We start from the raw sequence: 12,687 nt of genomic DNA on the forward strand, positions 1-12,687 counted from the left end.
CGCTCGCCGCGGCGAACGACGAAGGAAAGGTGGCCGCTGCAATGGCCGGGCGTCTCGATCACCTCGAAGTCGACGTCCCCGATTCCGAAATGCTCTCCGCCCGCCAGCGTCTGCACGCTCCCAACCGGCGCGAGCACGAAATCCTTGGCATAGAGGCCGGCCTGCTTCGCGGCGCCGATGCTCGCCGCGTCCTCATCGGCGGTCGCCAGCACCGCCGCTGTCTCCGCGGATGCGCGCAGCACCGCGCCCGTGCGCTCCGCGAACTGCGCCGCGCCGCCGACATGGTCGCCGTGCTTGTGGGTCAGCAGGATCGTTCCGATGCGATCGGGCGAGAGCCCGTCGGCCACGATATTGGCAAGGATCGCATCGACCGATCCCGCGGCGCCCGAGCCACAGTCGATGAGGACGAGCTCGCTTCCGCAGTCGACGAGATAGACATTGCAATCGGGGCCGGGCGAAAGGCCCATGCCGCCCCAGGCGCCGCCGCCGACCAGATGGATGTTGTCAACGAGCCGCATGCGCCTATTCCGGTTTCGCCGCGACGTAGACGCTGGCCATCAGCCCGCCGTCGACCACGAGGTCGTGCCCCGATACGTAGCTCGAGCGGTCCGAGGAGAGATAGACGACCGCGTCGGCAATCTCGCGCGCCTCGGCGAGCCGGCGGAGCGCAGCGCCGTCGAAGCGCTTGCGGAGCTTCTCCATCACCTTCTCGCCGACGCGGCCGACGGAACGCGGCGTGTCGGTCGGGCCGGGACTCACCGCGTTGACGCGAATGCCGTGCTCGCCGAGTTCGGCCGCGAGCACCTTCATCAGGGCGACGACGCCGGCCTTCGAGGCGCAGTAGCCGACCGACCCGACGCCTGCGCCCTGCGCATTGATCGAGGCGATGAAGACGATGGCGCCGGGACGCTTCGCCGCGATCATGGCGCGCGCGGCTTCGCGGGCGACGACGAAGCCTGCGGTCAGGTTGACGTTCAGGTCCTGGACGAACTTGTCCGTGTCGTAGTCGACCACCGCGATCGCCGGCCGCGCAATGGCGGCGCAGTTGACGACCGTGTCGATGCGACCCAGACCCGCCACCGCCTCGCCGACGAGCCCGCTTACCCGCACGAGATCGTTGAGATCGGCGACGATCTTCAGCGCCTTGCCGCCGAGAGCCTCGACTTCCGCTGCCGTCCCGTCGAGGAGCGCCGCGTCGCGGTCGACGAGCGCAATACCGGCCCAGCCGTCTTCGATGAGCCTCAGTGCCGTTGCTCGGCCGATGCCGCTCGCCGCACCGGTGACGAGCGCGATCTTTTCACGGGTATCAGGCAAGGCTCTTTTCCTTTTCCTTCTGCACCTCCCCCGCCGAGGCCCTCACCACGGCGCGGTTGGCCATGCGGCCGATGCCCGAAACTTCGGTTTCGATGAGGTCGCCGGGCTTGAGGAAGCTTTGCGGCCGCTCGCCCATGCCCACCCCCGCCGGGGTCCCGGTAGAGATGATATCGCCCGGCTCGAGTGTGCAGAAGGCAGTGATGTATTCAATGAGATAGTCGACCGGGAACACCATCAAGGCGGTCGACTCGTCCTGTTTCGGCATGCCGCTGATCTTCACCGAGATACGGGTATCGGTGGCCAGTCCCATTTCGTCGACCGTGGTGAGATAGGGCCCCATCGGCTTGAACGTGTCGAACGACTTGGCCCGCATCCACTGCCCGTCCCGCTTCTGCAGGTCGCGCGCGCTGATGTCGTTGACGCCGACATAGCCGGCGATCACGCTTTGCGCGTCTGCGCGGCGCACGTTGCGCGCGGTACGGCCGATGACGACGCCGAGTTCGCCTTCCCAGTCGATCTGCTGGGAGGCCGAGGGCAGTTCGACGTCATCGTAGGGGCCGATAATGGCACTGGGCAAGATGCCGAACAGTATCGGCAGCTCGGGCACGGGATTGCCACCCTCGGCGGCATGCTCGCGGTAGTTGCGGCCGACGGCAATGAACTTGCCAGGTTTCGCGATGGGCGCCATGAGCCGGAGATCGGCGAGCGCGTGCACATGGAATTCGGCGGCCGCGAGCGTCTCGAGCAGGACCTGCGGCCCGAGCCGGATGAGTTCGTCCGGAAAGACGGTCGCCAGCGACCCCAACGGCTCGCGGACAAGCTCCGCATTGTCGGGATCAAGCCACCCCCAGCCGACGCGCCCGCCCGACGTCCTGAACCGTGCGATCTTCATCTTTTCTCCCTTGCGCCGGCGGCATACGGCCAGCAATCTCGACAGGTCGCCGCGCGACGCTTCCAACCTTGACGGTCTGAACTTTTGTATAATATAAAATCCTGACCTGCAACCGCCTTGGTTGCATCCCACGCAACTTCCGGAGCTTCGTGATGCCGCGGGTGTCAAGCCGAACCCAGTCGATCCCGCTTTCCGGGATCCGCGAAATGATGGACCTGGCAACGACCATCCCGGGCGTCCTGCGCCTCGAAATAGGCGATCCGAACTTCCAGACGCCTGCGCATATCAGCGACGCCGCGGCTGCCTGGGTGAAAGCGAACCGCGTGAGCTATCCCCCCAATTCGGGGATCATGCCGCTGCGCACGGCCATCGCCGAAAAGGTCACCAGGCGGAACGCCATTCCCTGCACCGCCGACAACGTCAACGTCACCATCGGCGCGACTGGCGCGCTCTATCTAGCGCTCCTCGCAACGCTCGAGCCCGGCGATGAAGTGCTGGTCCCCGATCCGGGCTGGGCCGGTTACCCGGCGATGGTCGGGCTCGCGGGCGGCACCATGCGCCCCTACGGCCTCAAGGCGCAGAACGGCTTCAAGATGACCGTCGAGGACGTCGAGTCCGCCCTCACGGAGAAGACGCGCGCCATCATCCTCAATACACCGAGCAATCCGACCGGCGCCGTGTTCGACAAGGAGCAACTCCAGGGCCTGCTCGATCTCGCGCGGAAGCGCGACCTGTGGATCATTTCGGACGAGTGCTACGACGAGGTCCTGTTCGGCCGCGAGCACTACAGCATCGGCTCGGGGGAGGAAATCGAGGAGACGCGTGTCATCAGTTGCTTCTCCTTCTCCAAGACCTACGCCATGACCGGCTGGCGCGTCGGCTACGTCGTCGCGCCATCGGCGATTGCGAAACAGATCACCCGCATGCAGGCGGCCGCCGTCGCCTCCGCCTCGGTGGTCTCGCAGATCGCCGCGCTCGAGGCGCTCAACGGACCGCAGGATGCCGTGGGCGAAATGGTCGCTGCCTACACCCGGCGCCGCGACCTCGCGGTGAGGATGCTCGACGCCGAGGGCCTCAGCTACGCGCCCTCCGACGGCGCCCTCTATGTCTTCCTCGACGTGCGCTCGACCGGGGTTACCTCCAGGGAGCTCGCCCTGGGCCTGTTGCGCGACCGCCATGTCTGCACCACACCCGGCAGCGCCTTCGGCGACGCCGGCGAGGGCTTCCTTCGCCTCTCGCTCGCGTGCTCGGACGCGGATCTCGAAGAGGGCCTGCGCCGCACTATCCTTTATGTCCAGGAGCGCTCGGCGCTCTAGCCAGACGTCACGTCCGCTCGGCGAGCCCGGCGCGATAGCGGGCCACCGTGTTGTCGAGGTGCGAGCGCAGCGCCGCGCTGGCACCGGCCGGGTCCCCTGCCCGCACCGCCTCAAGGATTTCGCGGTGCTGCCGCCGGATTTCGGAGAGGTGGGTGTTGGTCGGCCGTGCCGGCGTCAGCAGGCGGCGGTAGCGGTCAGTGTTGGACATCAGCAGCTCGATGACATGGATGAGCCACGGCGACCGCGCGGCGCGATAGAGCGAGAGATGGAACGCCCGGTGCGTGGCGCTCGATTTCTCCACGTCGCCGGCAGTGAACGCGTCGACCATCTCGACATAGTACTGGTCCGCAGCCGCCAGCTCTTCCTTGGTGATCAGCTTCGCCGCCTTCTCCACCGCGCTGCATTCGAGCAGTACGCGCAGGTCATACGCGTCGGTCATGTCCGCCTCGGACACATCGGAAACACGCGCGCCCTTGTTGGGGATGATCTCGACCAGCCGGCCCGCCTCGAGCAACCGCAGCGCCTCGCGCACCGGGATGAAGCTGACATTGTTCTCGACCGCGATGTCCTGCAGCCGCAGCCGCTGCCCCGGCCGGTAGCGTCCTTCGAGGATCGCCCGGCGGGTGGCGTCATAGACCTGTTCGACGAGCGAGACGCTATCGCGGGTTACGGTGCTTGGCATTTGCTCTGGACCTCACTGCTGCCGGACCGGCAGCGCTGCACCGCGGCTGCACTTGGCAACTCCGGTCACCCGCGCCCCCTGGCGCCGGCATGCTGTTGTTCGTGTTGTCATCGTGGAAGAAAGCGTGCGTCTTGATAGAACGGATAGAGATTGTGCGGAATAGGCTGCCAGCCGGTAACTCGCCGGTTCCTGACGAAGAAGTCCGCCGGAGTGAACAGCGGAATGATCGGCAGTTCCCGGGCGATGAGGGACTGCACCGTCGCCGCGGCAGCCGTCAATTCCTCCGCGGTGACCGCCTGCCGAAACCGCTCGAAGGCATGGTCGAGCACCGGCACGGAGGCCCGCTGCCAGTTCGGCCGCGGCTGCGAGGCGGTCGTCGTGAAGCCCGCCAGCGCATCGATCGGATCCTGCCAGAGCCATTTTGACAAGAAGCTCGCCGGCCCCTGTGCCAGCCGCGCATAGAAGGGCGCGAAGGGCGGAATCGGCTCGAGTGTCAGCGCGACCCCGATGCGAGCCAGTTGCCGCTGCACGAAACGGGCGGCGCCGATCAGCACGCTGTCGTCCTGCACCACGCACTCGAAGCGGAGCCCGACGCCGTTGCGCGTCCGCACCCCGTCCTGCCCGCGCAGCCAGCCCGCCGCATCGAGCAGCGCCTCCGCACGTGCCGGGTCGTGCTGCCCGCTCCGGTCCGCGGCGTCGTCGTAGAATTCGGCTCCCGGCGGCACCGGCCCAAAGGTGGGTGATCCGTGGCCAAGCACCAGTTCATCGACCAGCGCCCGCCGGTCGATGGCGAGCGAGATCGCCTCGCGCACCGGCTGCTCGAAGAAGCCGAGGTCGCGCCGCGACCAGTTGAGCGCCAGATAGACGTTGGATGACTGCGGTACCGAGAGCACGTCGAACCGCTCGTCCGCCATCAGCTCGGCGATCGCTTCGACCGGCGGCGCATGGAGGCAATCCACGCGCCCCTCGCGCAGCAAGGAGACTCGTTCGTCCGGAGCGAGCGCCGTCACCCACTCCACCGCCTCGAGATGGGGCGGGCCCGCCCCGTTCCCGACCAGCTGCATGGGCGTGCCGGCATAGGTCTCCGCCCGCCGCGCCAGCACGCGGTCCTCGGACCACTCGGCGAGCCGGAACGGGCCGGTGCCGTCGGCGTCGGCACTGCCATAGGCACTCCCTAGCCGCGACCGCATCGCCGGATTGAAGATCGTCGTGTGCGTGCCCCAGAGCAGCGGCATCACCCGCGTCGTCGGATAGTGCGTGCGGATGACGACGACCCCCTCCCCCTCCGCCGTCACCGTCGCAACCGGGTCCCAGTACTGGATCTGCCGGGTGCGCGCGTCGCCCCAGCGACACTGGTGCAGCGCCTCCACCACGGCCCTCGCGTCGCATGCCGCCCCCGAATGGAAGCGCAGGTCCGGCCGCAGGAAGAACCGATGCTCGAGCCCGTCCGCCGACACCTGCCAGCGTTCGGCGAGCCAGGGCCGCGGCGCGCCGTCGGTCCCCTTGGCGACGATCGTCTCATAGATCGCGGCGCTGCACGGATCGATGTGGGCGCCCGCCACCGGGTCGACCGGGCTGAACCGGTACTCGAAGCCTTCGCGAAGCGTTGTGGGCTCTTTTGTCATGCCGGCCTCGAAAATGGCGTTGCCCCGGCGGCCCCGGCGGCAACGGCTGCCGCGAGCTGCGTCGCCGCCGCCACCGCGAGGCGGTTCTCCGCCCCGCGTCCGACGCCGGCCACGTGCGGCGTGATCACGAGGTTCGGCGCCCGCCACAGCGGATGCCCGGGCGGCAGCGGCTCGGGTTCCGTCACGTCGAGCCCGGCGCCCCCGAGCCGCCCGGTCTGCAGCGCCTCCGCGAGCGCGACGCTGTCGATGAGTCCGCCCCGGCCCACATTGACGAGGATCGCGCCGGGGCGGCAGAGCGCCAGCGCCTCCCGCCCGAGGATGCCGTGCGTCTCGGGCGCCAGGGCGATGCAGGCGACGACGTAATCGGCGCGGGGCAGCATCTGGTTCAGTGCCGTCAGCGGCCGCACCTCGTCGACCTCCGCCGCCTGCCGCGGCGAGCGGTTGACCGCCACCACCCTGAGCCCGAAGGCCCGCGCCCGCCGCGCGATCTCACGCCCGATATGCCCGAGCCCGACCAGCAGCATCGTCGCGCCGTCGAGCGTCCGCATGCCGGCTTCCGGCGCCTTCACCCAGGCCGCCTGTGCCTGCTGCCCGAGCGCGAACGGCACCTGGCGCGCCAGCGTCAGCAGCAGGGCCAGGGCGTGCTCGGCAACCGTCGGCGCCAGCGCCCCGAAGGCCTGCGTGACGGTGATCCCCTCCGGGATGCCCGCCGCATTGAACCCGTCCCGCCCCGCGGAGTTGAAATGCATCCACCGCAGCGCCCGGTCAGGAGACCGGAGTCGGGCGACCACCTCCCGCGCTTCCGCTACCGTCGCATCGGCGAGCACCAGGAATTCGGTCGTGGGCAGGCGCTCGAGAAGTTCGGGCAGCGTGCGCACCACCGCGACCTCGGCGCCGGGAACCGCGCGCAGCGCCGCGCCGACGGTCTCCCGGGCGAAATCGAACTGTGCCCAGAATGTCGTTCTCATCGTTCTCCCTGCGGTTGACCGGCGCGACCCTTCACGACCATAAATATAATATAATCCCATGCGCGAGGCGAGCCCATGCCGGCACCTGACCACGTCATTCGGCGAGACGGCATCCACCTGTTCTTCGACCCGGACGAACCGCCCCGCCTGCGCGTCAAATCCGGGGACCGCATTCGCGTCGAAACCGAAGACGCCGGCATGGGCAGCGTCAGGAGCGAGCGCGACGTCTATGCCAGCATCGGCGAACTGTTCGAAAAGCTCGGCGGCGCCAATCCGGTCACGGGGCCGATCTTCGTCGAGGGCGTCGCGCCCGGCGACTGCGTGGCGATCACCATCGAGGACATCGTCCCCGGTGCCGTGCAGCACCAGGGCTATACCGCCCTCACCCCCGGCATCGGCGGCCTCATCGGCAGGTACGGCCTGCAGGACGACCTGCCGCCGCGCACGGTGATCTGCCCGATCGAGGACAAGATCATCAAGTTCCCCGCCCGTGGCGGCTTCATCGACATTCCGGTCTCCCCATTTCTCGGCACCATCGGCGTCGCGCCGGCACAGGAACGGCGGCTCGCCTTCTCACAGGGCGCCGATTTCGGCGGCAACACCGACATCCCGCTGCACGGGATCGGCGCAACGCTCGTCTTCCGCGCCAATGTCGCGGGCGCGCTGATCTCGCTCGGAGATGCCCATGCCGCCCAGGGCGACGGCGAAATCGCCGGCGCCGCCGTCGAATGCCAGGCGGACGTCACGCTCCTCGTCGAGCGCATCGCCGCGGCGGACGCCCACTACGTCGCCCTGCCCCAGGTCAACACCGAGACCTTCATCGGCTCGGTCGCCGGGCTTGGCGGCGTCAACCTCGGCGACACCGTGCGCTCCGCCTATGTCGACATCATCCGCCGCCTCGAACGCTTCCACGGCTTCAGCCGCGACGAGGCCTACCTCCTCGCCTGCCAGACGGCGAAGGTCCGCATCGGCCAGGTCGTCGACCCGCTCTATAGCGCCGCCGTCACCATCGAGCGAAGATACATCCAGTAGGCTGGAAAAGAAGCAGCACGCATCCCATGCCTGGCTACCCGTGCCGATCGGGGCAGCTCCGCGCGCAACCGCAGTCACGACAGACGTGGCCACGCGCAAGCGAGCCGGGCGTGCCGCGTCCGTGCGGGTGCTCGCCACAGGTCGGAGCGTATCTTGCAGTCCCCTCCGTCAAACCGTTCGCGCCTGAGCGGCTGTAGCACTGCCCTCCAAATCGCATTCGAGGCGGCAAGCTAAGCGGTGGAACCTCCACCATCCCCTCTTGACGCGCGCAAGGTTTTCACTTTCTATATGTACCATTGCACTACCACAATGGTACAAACCGTGGCTTTCAAGATCACGCTGGTAAAGAGCGATGGGGCGCCCCCTATCCATCACCAGATCGTCAACAGCGTCCGGCACGCCATCAGTTCGGGCCGGCTGAAGGCGGGGGACCGGCTGCCCGCCGTGCGAGCGCTGGCGCTAGAACTGGACGTGGCGATGAACACGGTGGCCCGAGCGTATCGCGACCTCGACCGCGAAGGACTCACCAACAACGGCCCCGGGCGCGGCACCTTCGTTCGGCAGTTGATTGTGCCACAGGCCCATCGCTGGGCCACGGATGCCACCGCCGCGCAGATCCTCCGGCCGGCGCTGCTGGCCCTCAAGGCAATGGGCCTCAGCCATCTCGAAATCGCGGCGGCCGTCGAAAAGCTTCTGAGCGAGGCTCCCCTCAAGCTCGGCGTCATCGGCAGCAGCCCGCGCGGCGCCGAAAAGTGGGCTCGCGCGCTGCAACTGGAACTCGGGGAGTTCCGGGTGGAAACCATCCCGATCTCGCTGGGCGACCTATCGAGCAACCCGGAGAGTGTGTTGCACCGGCTCGAGGGGGCGACGTTCGTCTTTACGCTGCTTACCGGCTACCACCTTGCACGCGAGTTACTCGAAGGCTCGGCCAAGCAGGTGGTGCCGCTCATCACGCAAATTACGCACCAATGCCAACAGGATCTGCTGGCACTGCCTCGGGACGTGCGCGCGGGCCTGGTCTGCGAGGACGTTTATCTCAACAGCGTGCTCGAGCTGATCAGCAGCTACGCGCCGACGGCCCGCGTCGATCGCGTCCGCATCGACGAGGTCGAGGGCGTACGCCGCCTGATGCTCGACTGCGACGTCATCATCTACAGCTTCGCGGCCGGCGAAGTCGTGGAGAGCCTTCCCGCCGGCAGGGCCCGGCTCATGCCGCTGATCTATGCGCTGAGCGAGGAGAACCTGGCGCATGTGCGCCGGCTAGTGGCGCCGTATGCGTCAGCTCAACGGGACTTCGCCGCAGGCGGCAGCCCTTCCCAGAGCGGAGCCGTTTGATGCCCCGCTATCTGTTTCGCCGCATTGCCCAGATCCTGCCGGTCATACTTGCGCTGGTGATGTTCAACTTCGTGCTGGTCCACGTCGCGCCCGGGGACCCGGCCACCGCACTTGCCGGCGACAGCGCGCCCCTCGAGTACATCGAGGAACTGCGCGCCTCCTACGGACTCAACGAACCGCTGCACGTGCAGCTGGGAATCTACCTGCAGAAGCTGGTGCAGGGAAACCTTGGCTACTCCTTCGCCTACCGCAAGCCGGTGTTGGACGTGCTGCTCTCTCGGCTGTTCCCGACGCTCCTCCTGGTGGGAGTCAGCCAGCTCATCGCCATTCCGCTCGGTATCGTCCTCGGCGCCCTGGCGGCCCGCCATCGCAACAGCTGGCTCGACACGTCCATCTCGGCATCGATGCTCGCCCTGTATAGCATTCCGGTCTTCTGGCTGGGCCTGGTCTTCATCCTCTTCTTCGCGGTGCAGCTGCAATGGCTCCCGAGTTCCGGCATGATGGGCTTCAGCTATGGCCGGCCGCCGGATCCATTCGACATTGCGCGCCATCTGGCCCTGCCGCTCAGCGTGCTGGCGCTGCACACCCTGCCGATCTACGCCCGCATCACCCGCGAAAGCGTGATCGAGGCGGCGCAGGACGATTCAATCACCACCGCTCGTGCCATCGGCTACCCCGAGGCCGTGGTGTTCCGCCGATTTGCCCTGCGCAACGCGCTGCTGCCCGTGACCACGGTGGCCGGGCTGTCGCTGAGTTCGCTTTTCGCCGGTGCACTGCTGGTCGAGACGGTGTTCGCCTGGCCGGGCATGGGCCGGCTGATGTACGACGCCGTGTCGCAGCGCGACTTTCCGGTCCTCATGGGCGGCTTCCTGTTCACCAGCGTCATGGTGGTAGTGGGCAGCCTGATCACCGACATCGTCTATGTCTATCTTGATCCGCGAGTCGTCTACAAATGAACGACCTCGTGAGGGCGTTGCGGCAAAATAGGCTGGGTGTCGCGGGGTTACTCCTGGTGGCGACAATCTTCCTCGTCGCACTGAGCGCACCACTCATCGCCCCGGGCGACCCTTTCCGGATGGATTGGACCCCATTCCTACCGCCCGGCTCCGATCATCTACTGGGCACGGACAATATCGGTCGCGATGTGTATGCGCTGATGGTGCACGGCACCAAAGTGTCGCTGCTGTTCGCCTTCGGCGCAGCCGGCGTGTCCCTGCTCATGGGCATGCTGCTGGGAGGAATTGCCGGATATTACGGGGGGCTGATCGACGACCTGATCTCGCGCCTCTCCGATGCCTTCCTGATCATCCCGCGCCTCTTCCTCATCATCGTCATCGTTGCCCTGTTCGGCTCGCAGTTGTGGATGGTGGTGCTCGTCATCGGCGTCACGCTGTGGCCGGCCAACGCCCGCATCATGCGGGCGCAGGTCATGTCGTTGCGCGAGCGCGGCTTCGTGCAGGCGGCGCGGGTAGCGGGCGGCAGCGATGCAGCCATCATTTTCGGCCAGATCACGCCCAACAGCCTCGGCCCGGTACTCGCCAACTCCGTTCTGCAGATGGCCTACGCCGTACTCACCGAAGCATCGCTGGCCTTTCTGGGACTGGGCGATCCCAACGTGCCATCATGGGGCCAGATCCTCTATTCGGGCCAGAATTACCTGTCCTCGGCGCCCTGGCTGATGATCTTTCCAGGTCTCGCGCTGGCCGTCCTGCTGCTGTCGCTGCACCTCGTGGGCACCGCACTGGTGGAGTCGCTTAATCCCAAGCTGCGACCGGTGAGGCGCGTGCCCCTTTCCGCGCGGGCCGGCGCGGCACCGCGAATGGAGGTGTGAGATGCTGCTCGATGTCGAGAACCTCTCGGTCGCCTTCGCCACCGACACCGGGTTGCTCCACGCGGTGAACGGTGTGTCGCTTCAGCTGGAAGCAGGTCAGAGCCTTGGCCTTGTTGGCGAATCCGGCTGCGGCAAGAGTACGCTAGGCTTCGCGCTCATGCGCCTGCTGGCTGAGAATGGCAGCATAACCGGCGGTGCGGTCCGGCTCAGCGGCGAAGACATCGTACGGATGTCCGAAGAGCGGCTGCGCGCCATCCGCTGGGACAAGATCGCTATGGTCTTCCAGAACGCGATGTCTGCCCTCAGCCCCGTCGCCCGCATCGGCGACCAGATCGCCAATGCCATGCGCTTGCACAAGCCCGTCAGCCGCGAGCGGGCCCTCGAACTGGCCGGGGACACCTTTGAACGCGTCGGCGTCTCGCGCACGCGGCTGCAACAATACCCGCACGAGTTCTCGGGTGGCATGAAGCAGCGCGCCATGCTGGCGCTGGGACTCGTTTGCGGACCGCAACTGCTGATCGCCGACGAGCCGACGACGGCGCTCGACGTCGTGGCGCAGCGACAGGTACTCGATCTGTTCCGCGACCTGCGCCGCGAACGCGGGCTCGCATTGATCATGATCTCGCACGACATCTCGGCGGTCTCCGAGATCTGCGACAAGGTCGCGGTCATGTATGGCGGCGAGATCATGGAGTTCGGGCCGCTGCGCGAGGTGTTCTTCAACTACCGGCATCCGTACACCTGGGCGCTGATCAATTCCTTCCCCTCCCTGCACCAACCGCTGCGCGAACTGGTCGCCCTGCCTGGCTCACCGCCGGCCCTCGCCGAACCACCCACCGCCTGCCCCTTCGTCTCTCGCTGCCCACACGCCATCGGCATCTGCTCCGCCCAGCGTCCGCCGGTGGTCGAGGTCGGTGCCGGCCACAGCGTGCGCTGCCACCGCGCCGATGACATTGCTCTCGCCCCCGTCGACAGAGGTTTTGATGGCCCCGCTGGTTGAGGTGCGGAACCTCGTTAAAGACTACCCACTGAAGACGGGCCTGCTGGCGACCATTATGGGCGGCACGAAGTCCGCGCATGCGGTGAGCGACGTCAGCCTCGACATCAACCCCGGTGAAATCGTCGGTGTAGTGGGAGAGTCGGGGTCGGGAAAGACGACGCTGGGCAAGGTACTGGTGCGGATCGAGCGGGCCACCGGGGGCAACGTACTGTTTGATGGCAAGCCATTTACCACGCTGCGCGGCGCGGCACGCCGTGAGTTCCACCGCAGCGTGCAGATGATCTTTCAGGATCCGTACGACACGCTCAACCCGCGCCTCACGATCTTCGGCAATGTCGAGCTGCCGCTGCGCTACCTCAGGCTCGGCGCTGACGCCGCCGAACGGCGCGAACGGGTAATGCGGGCGCTCGAACTGGTCGAGCTCACTCCGGCGGACAAATTCGCCGGCCGCTATCCGCACCAGCTTTCGGGCGGGCAGCGCCAGCGCGTCGCGATCGCGCGCGCCCTCATCGTCGGGCCGCGCTTCCTTGTGGCCGACGAACCGGTGTCGATGCTCGACGTCTCCATCCGGGCCGGCGTGCTCAACCTGCTCAAGCGGCTCAACAGCGAGCTTGGGATCGCGATGCTGCTGATCACACACGACCTGACGACCGCCTACTACCTCAGTCACCGCATCGCCGTGATGTACCTGG

At 67.2% G+C, this 12,687-nt stretch carries 13 protein-coding genes; 7 read left to right on the top strand and 6 right to left on the bottom strand.

All coding sequences use genetic code 11. The features are described from left to right. From VGD93_RS16865 to VGD93_RS16875, 3 genes are all read right to left on the bottom strand, one after another. The coding region (locus tag VGD93_RS16865) for an MBL fold metallo-hydrolase (RefSeq protein ID WP_395013330.1) at nucleotides 1-518 on the bottom strand (518 nt) is incomplete at its 3' end. Nucleotides 519-522: 4 nt separating this feature from the next. Then, on the bottom strand, nucleotides 523-1,314 hold the full coding sequence (locus VGD93_RS16870; protein ID WP_395013331.1) for an SDR family NAD(P)-dependent oxidoreductase: 792 nt from the start codon (nucleotides 1,312-1,314) through the stop codon (nucleotides 523-525). Continuing rightward, nucleotides 1,307-2,206, bottom strand: a complete 900-nt coding sequence (locus VGD93_RS16875) for a fumarylacetoacetate hydrolase family protein (RefSeq protein WP_395013332.1) — start codon at nucleotides 2,204-2,206, stop codon at nucleotides 1,307-1,309. The genes VGD93_RS16870 and VGD93_RS16875 overlap by 8 nt, the downstream gene beginning before the upstream one ends. Nucleotides 2,207-2,412: 206 nt before the next feature. On the opposite strand from VGD93_RS16875, the gene VGD93_RS16880 reads away from it, so the two are divergent. Next, a complete protein-coding gene (locus tag VGD93_RS16880; protein ID WP_395013333.1) occupies nucleotides 2,413-3,522 on the top strand; it encodes a pyridoxal phosphate-dependent aminotransferase in 1,110 nt (369 codons plus the stop codon). 7 nt (nucleotides 3,523-3,529) lie between these two features. Here VGD93_RS16880 and VGD93_RS16885 read toward each other — a convergent pair whose 3' ends face one another. From VGD93_RS16885 to VGD93_RS16895, 3 genes are all read right to left on the bottom strand, one after another. Beyond that, nucleotides 3,530-4,204, bottom strand: coding sequence for a GntR family transcriptional regulator (locus VGD93_RS16885; RefSeq protein ID WP_395013334.1), 675 nt, complete (start codon nucleotides 4,202-4,204; stop codon nucleotides 3,530-3,532). 107 nt (nucleotides 4,205-4,311) lie between these two features. Beyond that, entirely contained in the window at nucleotides 4,312-5,829 is a 1,518-nt protein-coding gene (locus VGD93_RS16890; RefSeq protein ID WP_395013335.1) for an ABC transporter substrate-binding protein, read from the bottom strand. Further along, complete coding sequence (locus tag VGD93_RS16895) at nucleotides 5,826-6,797, bottom strand: D-2-hydroxyacid dehydrogenase (RefSeq protein ID WP_395013336.1); 972 nt, start codon at nucleotides 6,795-6,797, stop codon at nucleotides 5,826-5,828. The genes VGD93_RS16890 and VGD93_RS16895 overlap by 4 nt, the downstream gene beginning before the upstream one ends. A gap of 75 nt (nucleotides 6,798-6,872) precedes the next feature. Between VGD93_RS16895 and VGD93_RS16900 the strand changes: the two genes are divergently transcribed. The 6 genes from VGD93_RS16900 to VGD93_RS16925 form a co-directional block, all read left to right on the top strand. Further along, complete coding sequence (locus VGD93_RS16900) at nucleotides 6,873-7,829, top strand: acetamidase/formamidase family protein (protein WP_395013337.1); 957 nt, start codon at nucleotides 6,873-6,875, stop codon at nucleotides 7,827-7,829. 321 nt (nucleotides 7,830-8,150) lie between these two features. After that, a complete protein-coding gene (locus tag VGD93_RS16905; protein ID WP_395013338.1) occupies nucleotides 8,151-9,164 on the top strand; it encodes a GntR family transcriptional regulator in 1,014 nt (337 codons plus the stop codon). Beyond that, nucleotides 9,164-10,120 (top strand): ABC transporter permease, encoded by a 957-nt coding sequence (locus VGD93_RS16910; protein WP_395013339.1) that lies wholly within the window; start codon nucleotides 9,164-9,166, stop codon nucleotides 10,118-10,120. The genes VGD93_RS16905 and VGD93_RS16910 overlap by 1 nt, the downstream gene beginning before the upstream one ends. Next, nucleotides 10,117-10,995: an ABC transporter permease gene (locus VGD93_RS16915; protein WP_395013340.1), complete on the top strand. Its 879-nt coding sequence runs from the start codon at nucleotides 10,117-10,119 to the stop codon at nucleotides 10,993-10,995. The genes VGD93_RS16910 and VGD93_RS16915 overlap by 4 nt, the downstream gene beginning before the upstream one ends. 1 nt (nucleotide 10,996) lies before the next feature. Next, nucleotides 10,997-11,995, top strand: a complete 999-nt coding sequence (locus VGD93_RS16920; RefSeq protein WP_395013341.1) for an ABC transporter ATP-binding protein — start codon at nucleotides 10,997-10,999, stop codon at nucleotides 11,993-11,995. Beyond that, nucleotides 11,979-12,687, top strand: a 709-nt coding sequence (locus VGD93_RS16925) for an ATP-binding cassette domain-containing protein (protein WP_395013342.1), incomplete at its 3' end; no start/stop codon positions are given. The genes VGD93_RS16920 and VGD93_RS16925, both read left to right, overlap by 17 nt.

Source organism: Devosia sp., assembly GCF_036406155.1.
Taxonomy (GTDB): Bacteria; Pseudomonadota; Alphaproteobacteria; order Rhizobiales; family Devosiaceae; genus Devosia_A.

Excerpts from the sequence above, each read along its gene's own strand:
- VGD93_RS16910 (WP_395013339.1), top strand. The coding sequence starts at position 9,164 with ATGCCCCGCTATCTGTTTCGCCGCATTGCCCAGATCCTGCCGGTCATA.
- VGD93_RS16885 (WP_395013334.1), bottom strand. The coding sequence starts at position 4,204 with ATGCCAAGCACCGTAACCCGCGATAGCGTCTCGCTCGTCGAACAGGTC.
- VGD93_RS16895 (WP_395013336.1), bottom strand. The coding sequence starts at position 6,797 with ATGAGAACGACATTCTGGGCACAGTTCGATTTCGCCCGGGAGACCGTC.
- VGD93_RS16880 (WP_395013333.1), top strand. The coding sequence starts at position 2,413 with ATGATGGACCTGGCAACGACCATCCCGGGCGTCCTGCGCCTCGAAATA.
- VGD93_RS16915 (WP_395013340.1), top strand. The coding sequence starts at position 10,117 with ATGAACGACCTCGTGAGGGCGTTGCGGCAAAATAGGCTGGGTGTCGCG.
- VGD93_RS16875 (WP_395013332.1), bottom strand. The coding sequence starts at position 2,206 with ATGAAGATCGCACGGTTCAGGACGTCGGGCGGGCGCGTCGGCTGGGGG.
- VGD93_RS16900 (WP_395013337.1), top strand. The coding sequence starts at position 6,873 with ATGCCGGCACCTGACCACGTCATTCGGCGAGACGGCATCCACCTGTTC.
- VGD93_RS16920 (WP_395013341.1), top strand. The coding sequence starts at position 10,997 with ATGCTGCTCGATGTCGAGAACCTCTCGGTCGCCTTCGCCACCGACACC.
- VGD93_RS16890 (WP_395013335.1), bottom strand. The coding sequence starts at position 5,829 with ATGACAAAAGAGCCCACAACGCTTCGCGAAGGCTTCGAGTACCGGTTC.